Origin of the sequence: Salmonella sp. SAL04162 (genome assembly GCF_046551535.1) — a bacterium.
Classification (GTDB): Bacteria; Pseudomonadota; Gammaproteobacteria; order Enterobacterales; family Enterobacteriaceae; genus Salmonella; species Salmonella enterica.
Genome location: NZ_JBGDVX010000008.1, coordinates 69,927 through 82,520 on the forward strand (window position 1 = coordinate 69,927; position 12,594 = coordinate 82,520).

General features: G+C 56.3%; 10 protein-coding genes. 7 read left to right on the forward strand and 3 right to left on the reverse strand.

Features of this window, described 5'->3' with window-relative positions; genetic code table 11:
• The 4 genes from fdx (at position 1) to sseB (ending at position 2,771) form a co-directional block, all read left to right on the forward strand.
• Positions 1-336, forward strand: coding sequence for an ISC system 2Fe-2S type ferredoxin (fdx, locus tag ACLJRH_RS16790; protein WP_001124466.1), 336 nt, complete (start codon positions 1-3; stop codon positions 334-336).
• Positions 337-347: 11 nt separating this feature from the next.
• Entirely contained in the window at positions 348-548 is a 201-nt protein-coding gene (gene iscX / locus ACLJRH_RS16795; protein WP_023136410.1) for a Fe-S cluster assembly protein IscX, read from the forward strand.
• Between the two features lie 53 nt (positions 549-601).
• Entirely contained in the window at positions 602-1,885 is a 1,284-nt protein-coding gene (gene pepB, locus ACLJRH_RS16800; RefSeq protein ID WP_000133546.1) for an aminopeptidase PepB, read from the forward strand.
• 109 nt (positions 1,886-1,994) lie between these two features.
• Complete coding sequence (sseB, locus tag ACLJRH_RS16805; protein WP_001522413.1) at positions 1,995-2,771, forward strand: enhanced serine sensitivity protein SseB; 777 nt, start codon at positions 1,995-1,997, stop codon at positions 2,769-2,771.
• Between the two features lie 36 nt (positions 2,772-2,807).
• On the opposite strand, the gene timP is transcribed toward sseB, so the two are convergent.
• Entirely contained in the window at positions 2,808-2,924 is a 117-nt protein-coding gene (gene timP / locus ACLJRH_RS16810; protein ID WP_242617172.1) for a small toxic inner membrane protein TimP, read from the reverse strand.
• 415 nt (positions 2,925-3,339) lie between these two features.
• Positions 3,340-4,008, reverse strand: coding sequence for a DUF5066 family protein (locus tag ACLJRH_RS16815; protein WP_023136524.1), 669 nt, complete (start codon positions 4,006-4,008; stop codon positions 3,340-3,342).
• Positions 4,009-4,049: 41 nt separating this feature from the next.
• Between ACLJRH_RS16815 and ACLJRH_RS16820 the strand changes: the two genes are divergently transcribed.
• Positions 4,050-4,274: a hypothetical protein gene (locus tag ACLJRH_RS16820; RefSeq protein WP_001606973.1), complete on the forward strand. Its 225-nt coding sequence runs from the start codon at positions 4,050-4,052 to the stop codon at positions 4,272-4,274.
• On the opposite strand, the gene sseA is transcribed toward ACLJRH_RS16820, so the two are convergent.
• Positions 4,254-5,096, reverse strand: a complete 843-nt coding sequence (gene sseA / locus ACLJRH_RS16825; RefSeq protein WP_000205242.1) for a 3-mercaptopyruvate sulfurtransferase — start codon at positions 5,094-5,096, stop codon at positions 4,254-4,256. The genes ACLJRH_RS16820 and sseA overlap by 21 nt on opposite strands.
• Before the next feature lie 208 nt (positions 5,097-5,304).
• Between sseA and ACLJRH_RS16830 the strand changes: the two genes are divergently transcribed.
• Positions 5,305-10,239, forward strand: coding sequence for an alpha-2-macroglobulin family protein (locus tag ACLJRH_RS16830; RefSeq protein WP_023136523.1), 4,935 nt, complete (start codon positions 5,305-5,307; stop codon positions 10,237-10,239).
• Positions 10,240-12,555, forward strand: coding sequence for a peptidoglycan glycosyltransferase PbpC (pbpC, locus tag ACLJRH_RS16835; protein ID WP_023223179.1), 2,316 nt, complete (start codon positions 10,240-10,242; stop codon positions 12,553-12,555).
• Positions 12,556-12,594 lie beyond the last annotated feature (39 nt).

Here is a 12,594-nt window from a genome sequence, read left to right on the forward strand (position 1 = left end):
ATGCCGAAGATTGTTATTCTGCCTCATCAGGATCTTTGTCCGGATGGCGCAGTTCTGGAAGCTGAGACCGGTGAAACCATTCTTGACGTTGCGCTGCGCAACGGCATCGAGATTGAACACGCCTGTGAGAAATCGTGCGCCTGCACCACCTGTCACTGTATTGTACGTGAAGGCTTCGACTCCTTGCCGGAAAGTTCGGAAGAAGAAGACGATATGCTGGATAAAGCGTGGGGGCTGGAGCCGGAAAGTCGACTGAGCTGCCAGGCCCGCGTTACCGACGACGATCTGGTTATCGAAATTCCACGTTACACAATCAACCATGCGCGTGAGCATTAACAGAGGGTAGTATGGGACTCAAGTGGACCGATAACCGCGAGATCGGCGAAGCGTTATACGACGCATATCCTGATGTCGATCCTAAAACCGTTCGTTTCACCGATCTGCATCAGTGGATCTGCGAACTGGACGATTTTGACGACGACCCTAACGCATCCAATGAAAAAATTCTGGAGGCGATTCTGCTAGTCTGGTTGGATGAAGCAGAGTAAGTCAAATAACGGGCTGCCCTACGGCGGCCCGTTTGCTAATAAGGAAAATAACAATGACAGAAGCCATGAAAATTACGCTTTCCACGCAGCCTGCCGATGCGCGCTGGGGCGATAAAGCCACTTACAGTATTAATAACGACGGTATTACCTTGCATCTTAACGGTAAAGACGATCTGGGGTTGATCCAGCGTGCGGCGCGTAAAATCGACGGCCTGGGAATAAAACAGGTCGCGCTGACAGGCGAAGGATGGGATACCGAGCGTTGTTGGGCATTCTGGGCGGGTTACAAAGGACCAAAAGGCGTCCGTACCGTAATGTGGCCGGATTTAGACGATGCCCAACGTCAGGAGCTGGATAACCGCCTGACTATTATTGACTGGGTGCGCGACACCATTAATGCTCCGGCGGAAGAGCTTGGGCCGGAGCAACTGGCGCAGCGCTCGGTGGATCTGCTGTGTAGCGTCGCGTGCGATAGCGTCACTTACCGTATCACCAAAGGCGAAGATCTGCGCGAGCAGAACTATATGGGGTTGCATACCGTAGGCCGTGGTTCTGAGCGTCCGCCGGTGCTGCTGGCGCTGGATTACAACCCGACGGGAGACAAAGATGCGCCGGTTTATGCCTGCCTGGTCGGTAAAGGTATTACCTTTGACTCCGGCGGCTACAGTATCAAACAAAGCGCTTTTATGGACTCAATGAAATCCGATATGGGCGGCGCGGCGACAGTAACAGGCGCGCTGGCGTTCGCCATTACCCGTGGGCTGAATAAACGCGTAAAACTGTTCCTGTGCTGCGCCGATAATCTGATCAGCGGCAATGCGTTTAAACTGGGCGACATTATTCGCTACCGTAATGGTAAGAATGTCGAAGTCATGAATACCGATGCGGAAGGGCGACTGGTGCTGGCGGATGGCCTGATTGACGCCAGCGCACAACACCCGCAGCTAATCATTGATATGGCGACGTTAACCGGCGCGGCGAAAACGGCGCTGGGTAACGACTACCATGCGCTATTCAGTTTTGACGATACGCTGGCGGGGCGCTTGCTGACCAGCGCGGCGCAAGAGAATGAACCGTTCTGGCGTCTGCCGCTGGCGGAGTTCCACCGTAACCAGCTGCCGTCTAACTTTGCGGAACTGAACAACACCGGCAGCGCGGCGTATCCCGCTGGGGCAAGCACCGCCGCGGGTTTTCTGTCGCACTTTGTTGAAAATTACCGCGAAGGCTGGCTGCACATTGACTGTTCCGCCACTTATCGCAAAGCGCCGGTTGAGCAGTGGGCTGCCGGGGCAACCGGTCTGGGTGTGCGCACCATCGCGAATTTGCTGACCGCCTGAACGGTGTTTTTGTAGGCCGGGTAAGCGAAGCGCCACCCGGCATTTTGCCTGATGGCGACGCCGTGCGTCTTATCAGGCCTACAACCCATATACATAATTTGTGATTCCTATGTCCGAAACTAAAAATGAATTAGAAATCTTGCTGGAGAAAGCGGCGACTGAGCCCGCGCATCGTCCGGCATTTTTCCGTACCTTACTGGAGTCCACCGTCTGGGTGCCGGGCAGCGCTGCCGAAGGCGAGGCGATAGTGGAAGACAGCGCTCTGGATTTGCAGCACTGGGAAAAAGAAGACGGCACGACCGTCATTCCCTTCTTTACTTCTCTGGAGGCGCTGCAGCAGGCCGTGGAAGACGAACAGGCATTTGTGGTGATGCCGGCGCGCACGCTGTTTGAAATGACGCTTGGCGAAACGTTATTCCTCAACGCTAAATTGCCGACCGGCAAAGAGTTTATGCCGCGTGAAATCAGCCTGCTTCTCGCTGAGGAAGGCAGTCCGTTAAGTACGCAGGAAGTGCTGGAAGGCGGCGAGTCGCTTATTTTATCCGAAGTGGCCGAGCCGCCGTCGCAGATGATTGATTCCCTCACTACGCTGTTTAAAACCATCAAACCGGTGAAACGCGCATTTCTCTGCGCGATTAAAGAACATGCGGACGCCCAACCTAATCTGCTGATTGGCATTGAGGCTGACGGCGATATTGAAGAGATCATTCACGCAGCGGGCAATGTGGCGACCGACACGTTACCGGGTGACGAACCGATCGATATTTGTCAGGTGAGGAAGGGCGAGCAGGGTATCAGCCACTTTATCACCGAGCATATCGCACCGTTCTACGAGCGCCGCTGGGGCGGGTTCCTGCGCGATTTTAAACAGAATCGCATCATCTGAAGAAAAGAAAGCCGCCCAACAGGGCGGCCTCCTGGCTTACCTGCTCTGGACGTTGAGCGTTACGGGAACAGAATTACCTGGGTAGCTTCTGTCTGCGTGAAGACACAACGTGCCAGAAACAAGAAGCACGACACAAAAGCATCGTACCTTCATGTTGCGGTCCTTGCGAAGACCGCATCACGGCAGTACCGCTGGCGATAATGCCGTGATAGCAGGCACTACGGTGTGCCTGCGCTTACGGCCATGGGTTATCCTCTCCTGAAGCCAGCGCCCGTTTGCGAGACGGCGGAAAGGGCCGGGAAAGATAATACCTTAAATGTTGAATAGTTTCCCGGTAAATTATATTGACATTTGCTCCCTTAAAAGGGAGTATTAATCCCCTACGGTGTGCCTGCGTTGCTATGGCAACAAAGCCTGCTGGAAAGGCCGCGAACCGGACCAGCACAAAAAAACCGCTCAATTGAGCGGTTTTTTTGTGGCCTGCTTAAACAGAATTTATGTAGATTCGTTTTAAATCAGCCAGAACGGTAGGCCGGATAAGCGTGAGCGCCACCCGACATCATGTCGATTAATCGCCGAGCGCGTCCAGTTTTGCCCAAAGCTCCTCATGATAATTCTCCAGGTCAAGTAAAGCGGCATCGCGTTGTTCATTCATTTTTTGCTGTGCCTTCCATTGCGGAAGATGTAAATCCTCTTTGGTAAAGCCAATGTCTTTAGCGCGCGAAAGAATATTATAGAGATATTCCACCAGGGAAGACTCCGCCAGCCAGAATTCATTTCGTTCCATGCGGGCAATAGGGTATTCGCCGTTGGCATCCCGTTCTGTGATATAGATAAAAATGGCCTGATCGCCGACATGATCGATACGAATTAATGCCGGAAGACGGGGATCGTTACTCCAGACAGGCATCAGATCTTCAATATCAATATCTGAGCTATCCATGCCAGCGCCGTAATACGCCTCTTCATCAGGAGAGTAAGAATGTATTACTCCCTCTTTATCAATAGATCTTTGTAATGTTTCAATCACAGGCATATTATAATTGCTAAGTAGATCGCGGTCGTAGGCCAGTAGCGCCTTCAGGCTTTCAGGTAACTCAGTGGTTTCCGTATTTTGCGGATCGCGATACTTACGCACTCGCAGACGACTTATTTCCTCAGCAGGCATAGGATTTGGCACCTCATTACGGTTAACCTTTTTAACCAACTCTATTAAATTAGCGAGTGAAATATCCATTTTCCATCCTTAAAAATTATATTTACAGGAGTTATTTCCCGGTGAAAACCAAAACAACGGTGATGATACTCCTTATACCAGGCGTAAAGTATTTACCGATAAAAAATAGGATTTTATTAAGAGAAAATAATGCCCGTTTACAAGACAGCAAAAAAGAGCTGAACAAAAACAATGTCTGTAGATCGTTTTACATCAGCCTGAACGGTAGGCCGGATAAGCGTGAGCGCCATCCGGCATGGCAGATATTAAGTGGGTTCAACCGGTAAATCGGTACGCGCGCCCCATTCGCTCCACGCGCCGTCGTAAAGCGTGACGTCAGGCACATCCAGCGTGGCGAGCGCCAGCACCACGACCGCGGCCGTCACGCCGGAACCGCAACTGGCGATAATCGGTCTGTCGAAACTCACGCCGTGGCTGAAAAAAACCTCATTCAGTTCGTCAGTGGTCTTTAATTCGCCCTCATACACCAGTTCCGTCCACGGGACGTTTAGCGCGCCAGGAATGTGTCCGCGCCTCAGTCCCGGACGCGGTTCATCAGCCTGAGCGTTAAAACGCGCCGCCGGACGCGCGTCAACGATTTGCGCGGTTTTTTCATGACTTGCCAGCAATACGTCGGTGAGACGCACCACGGCTTGCGGCGCGAATTTCGCCTCAAACTCGCCTCCTTCATGCGCCTCCTCGCCTTCGCGCAATAGCCATTCGTCACGCTGCCAGCCCGCCAGTCCGCCCGCCAGAATGGACACTTTCTCGGCACCGAACGTGCGTAGCATCCACCATGCCCGCGGAGCGGAGAACAGATTGCCTTCATCGTATATGACCAGGTGTTTATCCTGGCGAACACCCAGTTCACGCATGGCCACCGCAAACGCTTCCGGGCGCGGCATCATATGCGGCAGCGGCGATGCGCGATCGGAAAGCGCTTCAATATCAAAAAACAGCGCGCCGGGAATATGTCCGGCGCGATATTCGCCCGCCATATCACGATGTTCCTGTCCTGGCGGCGCCATACGGGCGTCAAGAATCTGTATTTCCGGATCATCAATATGTTCGGCAAGCCAGTCGGCGGCGACAAAAAAGGCGGTGGTCATGGGCATCTCCATTGTTACCTGATTATGGACAAATTGTCGGACGTTTCCCGAAAAGGGACAAGTAGAAGAGGCTGTTTTGGCTGGCGAAACCACATTTCTGCGTAAAATTTTCGCATCATCACAGTAATACGGACTTACACAATAAAATTTCTCGCGCATAATATCTCATCAACCGTTGCTGACAGGCCGTTAAGGCCAGGGATGAAAGATGAAACATTTACGCGTGGTGGCCTGCATGATCATGCTGGCGCTGGCGGGATGCGATAACAACGATAAAACCGCCCCGACGACTAAAAGCGAAGCGCCAGCCGTAGCGCAGCCCTCGCCCGCGCAAGACCCGGCACAGCTACAAAAGCTGGCGCAGCAAAGCCAGGGCAAAGCGCTCACGCTATTAGACGCCTCCGAAGCGCAGCTCGACGGCGCGGCGACGCTGGTGCTGACGTTTTCAATTCCTTTAGATCCTGAACAGGATTTCTCCCGTGTGGTTCACGTGGTTGATAAGAAAAGCGGCAGCGTTGACGGCGCATGGGAGCTGGCGCCAAATTTAAAAGAGCTAAGGTTACGTCATCTGGAACCTGAACGCGTGCTGGTGGTCACGGTTGATCCCGCCGTTAAAGCGCTGAATAACGCCACCTTCGGCAAGTCTTATGAAAAAACGATTACCACGCGTGATGTCCAGCCCAGCGTCGGCTTTGCCAGCCGGGGATCGCTGCTACCGGGGAAAATCGCGGAAGGACTGCCGGTCATGGCGCTTAACGTCAACCACGTTGATGTGAACTTTTTCCGCGTTAAGCCCGGATCGCTGGCGTCATTTGTCAGCCAGTGGGAGTACCGTAGTTCTCTCTCTAACTGGGAGTCCGACAATCTGCTGAAAATGGCGGATTTGGTTTATACCGGTCGTTTTGATCTTAATCCGGCGCGCAATACGCGTGAGAAACTGCTGCTGCCATTAAGCGATATTAAGCCGCTGCAACAGGCGGGCGTATATGTGGCGGTAATGAATCAGGCTGGACACTACAACTATAGTAATGCCGCTACGTTGTTTACCCTTAGCGATATCGGCGTGTCCGCGCACCGTTACCATAATCGGCTGGATATCTTTACGCAAAGCCTGGAAAACGGCGCGGCGCAGTCGGGAATTGAGATCGTTCTTCTGAATGATAAAGGTCAGACGCTGGCGCAGGCGACGAGCGACGCGCAGGGACATGTGCAACTGGAAGCTGATAAAGCGGCGGCGCTATTACTGGCGCGTAAAGAGGAGCAGACTACGCTGCTCGATCTCACGCTTCCGGCTCTGGATCTGTCGGAATTTAATGTCGCTGGCGCGCCCGGCTACAGCAAGCAGTTCTTTATGTTCGGCCCGCGCGATCTCTACCGACCGGGCGAAACGGTTATCCTCAACGGATTACTGCGCGATAGCGACGGTAAAACGCTGCCCGATCAACCCGTTAAGCTGGAAGTGGTAAAACCAGACGGACAGGTGATGCGTACCGTCGTCAGCCAGCCGGAAAACGGGCTATACCGTTTGAATTATCCGCTGGATATCAACGCGCCGACTGGCTTGTGGCATGTCCGCGCCAACACCGGCGATAATTTGCTGCGGAGTTGGGATTTCCACGTGGAAGACTTTATGCCGGAGCGGATGGCGCTCAACCTGACGGCGCAAAAAACACCGCTGTCGCCTGCGGATGAGGTGAAATTCTCCGTTGTCGGCTATTACTTGTATGGCGCGCCTGCTAACGGCAATACCCTGCAAGGGCAACTTTTCCTGCGTCCCCTGCGCGACGCTGTCGCGGCGTTGCCTGGCTTCCAGTTCGGCAATATTGCCGAAGAGAATCTTGCGCGCAGCCTGGACGAAGTTCAACTGACGTTGGATAAAGGCGGACGTGGTGAAGTGAGTGCTGCCAGCCAGTGGCAAGAAGCGCATTCGCCGCTGCAGGTAATTCTACAGGCCAGCCTGCTGGAGTCTGGCGGTCGTCCGGTCACTCGTCGCGTAGAGCAGGCGATTTGGCCTGCCGATACGTTACCGGGGATTCGTCCACAGTTCGCCGCCAAAGCGGTATACGACTACCGTACGGATACCACCGTTAATCAACCGATTGTCGATGAAGACAGCAACGCCGCATTCGATATTGTTTACGCCAACGCGCAGGGCGAGAAAAAAGCGGTGTCCGGTTTACAGGTGCGGCTCATCCGCGAGCGTCGCGACTATTACTGGAACTGGTCGGAAAGCGAAGGCTGGCAGTCGCAGTTTGATCAAAAAGATCTGGTGGAGGGCGAGCAGACGCTGGATCTGAACGCGGATGAAACCGGAAAAGTCAGCTTCCCGGTGGAATGGGGCGCGTACCGTCTGGAGGTCAAAGCGCCGAATGAGACGGTCAGCAGCGTTCGTTTCTGGGCCGGCTATAGCTGGCAGGATAACAGCGACGGTAGCGGCGCGGCGCGTCCGGATCGCGTCACCCTCAAACTGGATAAAGCGAATTATCGTCCAGGCGACACCATGAAATTGCATATCGCCGCGCCGGTCGCCGGTAAAGGTTATGCGATGGTGGAGTCCAGCGATGGTCCGCTGTGGTGGCAGGCGATCGATGTGCCGGCACAAGGTCTGGAGCTCACGATTCCGGTGGATAAAACCTGGAATCGCCACGATCTCTATCTCAGTACGCTGGTGGTGCGTCCTGGCGATAAATCTCGTTCCGCGACGCCAAAACGCGCCGTGGGGTTACTACACCTACCGCTGGGGGATGAAAACCGCCGCCTCGATCTGGCGCTCGAAAGCCCGGCTAAAATGCGCCCGAATCAGCCGCTCACCGTCAGGGTGAAAGCCAGTGTTAAACACGGCGAAATGCCAAAACAGATCAACGTGCTGGTCTCCGCAGTCGATAGCGGCGTATTGAATATCACCGATTACGCGACGCCGGACCCGTGGCAGGCGTTCTTCGGTCAAAAACGCTACGGTGCGGATATCTACGATATTTACGGCCAGGTCATTGAAGGGCAGGGGCGGCTGGCGGCGTTGCGTTTTGGCGGCGATGGCGACGACCTTAAGCGCGGCGGAAAACCGCCGGTAAACCATGTCAATATCATCGCGCAGCAGGCGCAGCCGATCACGCTCAATGAGCAGGGCGAAGGGGTCGTAACGCTGCCGATTGGCGACTTTAACGGCGAACTGCGGGTTATGGCGCAGGCATGGACAGCGGACGATTTTGGTCGTGGCGAAAGCAAAGTTGTTGTCGCCGCGCCAGTGATTGCCGAGCTGAATATGCCGCGTTTTCTGGCGGGAGGGGATGTTTCGCGACTGGTGCTGGACGTCACCAATCTGACCGACCGCCCGCAGACGCTGAATATTGCGCTCGCCGCCAGTGGGTTACTGGAACTGCTTAGCCAGCAGCCGCAACCGGTCAACCTGGCGCCGGGCGTGCGCACCACCTTATTCGTTCCGGTACGCGCGCTGGAAGGTTTGGGCGAAGGCGAAATCCAGGCGACCATTAGCGGTCTGAATCTGCCGGGAGAAACCCTCGGCGCGCAGCATAAGCAGTGGCAAATCGGCGTGCGTCCGGCCTGGCCTGCCCAAACGGTAAATAGTGGCATTGCGCTGGCGCCGGGAGAGAGCTGGCATGTACCAGAGCAGCATCTGGCAAACGTCTCGCCAGCCACGTTGCAGGGACAACTGCTGTTAAGCGGAAAACCGCCGCTCAATCTGGCGCGCTACATTCGCGAGCTGAAAGCATATCCGTACGGGTGCCTGGAACAAACCGCCAGCGGGTTATTCCCGGCGCTGTACACCAATGCCGCTCAATTGCAGACGCTCGGTATTACCGGCGATAGTGATGAAAAACGGCGCGCCGCGGTGGATATCGGCATCTCCCGGATACTACAGATGCAGCGTGATAATGGCGGTTTTGCGCTATGGGATGAAAATGGGGCGGAAGAGCCCTGGCTAACGGCCTACGCGATGGATTTCCTCATTCGCGCGGGCGAACAGGGATATAGCGTCCCGCCGGAGGCCATTAACCGGGGCAATGAGCGACTGCTGCGCTATCTGCAGGATCCCGGCACGATGCTGATTCGTTATAGCGATAATACTCAGGCCAGTACTTTTGCCGCTCAGGCTTACGCCGCGCTGGTACTGGCGCGTCAGCAGAAAGCGCCGCTCGGCGCGCTGCGCGAAATCTGGGAGCGCCGTAGTCAGGCGGCTTCAGGACTGCCGCTGATGCAATTGGGCATCGCGTTAAAAACGATGGGTGATGCCAGACGCGGCGAAGAGGCCATTACGCTGGCGCTGAATACGCCGCGTCAGGACGAACGGCAATGGATAGCGGATTACGGCAGTTCTCTGCGCGATAACGCTCTGATGTTGTCGCTACTGGAAGAGAACAACCTCAGACCGGACGCGCAAAACGCGCTATTAAGCTCGCTTTCTGAGCAGGCCTTCGGTCAGCGCTGGCTCTCTACCCAGGAGAACAATGCCTTGTTCCTCGCCGCGCATTCGCGACAGGCCAGCGCGGGCGCCTGGCAGGCGCAGACCTCGTTAGAGGCGCAGCCGCTGTCGGGCGACAAGGCGCTGACCCGTAATCTGGATGCTGACCAGTTGGGCGCCCTTGAGGTGACGAACACCGGTAGCCAGCCGCTATGGCTGCGTCTGGATAGCAGCGGCTATCCCTCATCTGCGCCTGAGCCTGCCAGCAACGTTTTGCAGATTGAACGACAAATACTGGGGACCGATGGTCAGCGCAAATCGCTGTCCTCGTTGCGTAGCGGCGAACTGGTGCTGGTCTGGTTAACGGTAGTGGCCGATCGCAATGTGCCGGATGCACTGGTGGTGGACCTGCTCCCGGCCGGGCTGGAGCTGGAAAACCAGAATCTGGCTGACAGCAGCGCCAGCCTGCCGGAGAGCGGTAGCGAAGTGCAAAATCTGCTTAATCAGATGCAGCAGGCGGATATTCAGTATATGGAATTCCGCGACGATCGGTTTGTGGCTGCCGTCGTTGTCAATGAGGGCCAGCCCGTGACGCTGGTCTACCTGGCGCGCGCGGTAACGCCGGGGACGTACCAGCTTGCGCAACCGCAGGTGGAATCGATGTACGCGCCTCAGTGGCGGGCAACCGGCGCGAGCGAGGGGCTGCTGATTGTGACGCCTTAAATGAACGGTTGGCGTGGTAAACGTGGCCGCTGGCTGTGGCTGGCGGGCGCGCCGCTTTTTATTTTCCTGGCGTTATGGGCAGCGGATAAACTCTGGCCGCTGCCGCTCAATGAGGTCCATCCTGCGCGGGTCGTGGTCGCCCATGACGGTACGCCGCTGTGGCGCTTTGCCGACGCCGGGGGGATCTGGCGTTATCCGGTGACGATTGAAGAGGTCTCTCCCCGCTACCTGGAGGCCCTAATCAATTACGAAGATCGCTGGTTCTGGCGGCACCCTGGCGTTAACCCTTTCTCCGTCGCGCGCGCGGCATGGCAGGATCTTACCGCCGGGCGCGTTATTTCCGGCGGCAGTACGCTGACTATGCAGGTGGCGAGACTGCTGGACCCGCATTCGCGCACGTTCGGCGGTAAAATCCGCCAGCTTTGGCGCGCCCTCCAGCTTGAATGGCATTTGTCCAAGCGCGATATCCTGACGCTGTACCTGAACCGCGCGCCGTTCGGCGGCACGCTACAGGGTATTGGCGCTGCAAGCTGGGCCTACTTCGGCAAGCCGCCCGCGCGCCTGAGCTACGCTGACGCGGCGCTGCTGGCCGTATTGCCGCAGGCGCCGAGCCGGTTACGCCCCGACCGCTGGCCTGCGAGAGCCGAAGCGGCACGAAATAAAGTACTGGATCGGATGGCGGCGCAGGGCGTCTGGCCTGCCGAAACGGTACGCGAGTCGCGTGAAGAGCCGGTCTGGCTGGCGCCGCGTCAAATGCCGCAACTGGCGCCGCTTTTTGCCCGAATGATGTTGAGTAAAAGCCAGAACGACAAAATTGTGACCACGCTGGACGCCGGATTGCAGCGGCAACTGGAAGATCTGGCGCGGGCATGGAAAGGGCGGCTGCCGGCACGCAGTTCGTTGGCGATGATCGTCGTCGATCATAGCGATATGAGCGTGCGCGGTTGGGTAGGATCGGTAGACCTTAATGACGACAGCCGTTTTGGTCATGTCGACATGGTAACGGCGATCCGATCGCCGGGATCGGTACTCAAACCCTTTGTGTATGGTCTGGCGCTGGATGACGGCTTGATCCATCCCGCATCATTATTACAGGACGTTCCGCGCCGCACCGGAGATTACCGCCCGGGAAACTTCGACAGCGGATTTCACGGCCCGGTCAGCATGAGCGACGCGCTGGTACGCTCGCTGAATCTGCCAGCCGTTCAGGTGCTTGAAACCTATGGGCCGAAACGATTTGCGGCAAAACTGCGTAACGTCGGCCTGCCGCTATATTTGCCTGCTGGCGCGGCGCCCAACCTTTCGCTGATTCTGGGCGGCGCGGGCGCGCGGCTTGACGAGATGGCGGCGGCATACAGCGCGTTCGCTCGTCATGGGAAAGCGGCGAAACTACGGTTACAGCCGGACGATCCGCTGTCGGAAAGACCATTAATGTCGCCGGGAGCGGCGTGGATCATTCGACGGATTATGGCGGATGAAGCGCAACCCTTGCCGGATAATGCGCTGCCGCGCATTGTGCCGTTGGCGTGGAAAACCGGCACCAGCTACGGCTATCGCGATGCGTGGGCTATTGGCGTTAACGCGCGCTATATCATCGGCATCTGGACAGGCAGACCCGACGGCACGCCTGTGGTGGGGCAATTTGGTTTTGCCAGCGCGGTGCCATTACTTAACCAGGTCAATAATCTGTTACTGGCGCATACGGGACGCCTGCCGGAAGATCCGCGTCCGCAGACGGTAAGCCGCGGCGTCATTTGCTGGCCGGGCGGACAGACTCTGCCTGCCGGAGACAGCAACTGTCGCCGCCGACTGGCGACATGGCTGCTTGACGACAGCCAGCCGCCCACGCTGCTGTTACCTGAGCAGGAAGACATCAACGGTATTCGTTTCCCGGTCTGGCTGGATGATACGGGGCGGCGTGTCGCTGCCGACTGTCCGCAGGCGCGTGCGCATACGTTTATCGTCTGGCCGCGGCCGCTGGAGCCGTGGCTGCCGACTGCGGAAAGACGTAGCGCCCGCTTGCCCGCGGCGTCCGACCACTGTCCGCCGCTACAGGGCAATGATGCCGCGCCGTTAATGCTGTCAGGAGTGAGGGATGGCGCGGTGATCAGGCAATTGCCAGGCCAGGAAAACGTCACGCTGCCCGTCTCGACTACCGGCGGTAAAGGGCGTCGCTGGTGGTTTTTAAATGGCGAACCTGTTAATGGCGAAAATAATCGTCTTTCTTTATTACTCAATATCGCTGGACGTTATCAACTTGTCGTAATGGATGAGTCCGGTCAGGTTGCAGCGGTTAATTTTGAATTAATACGTTAACAACTCTTCAGAATAAATTATGAATTTCATTTAATTTAA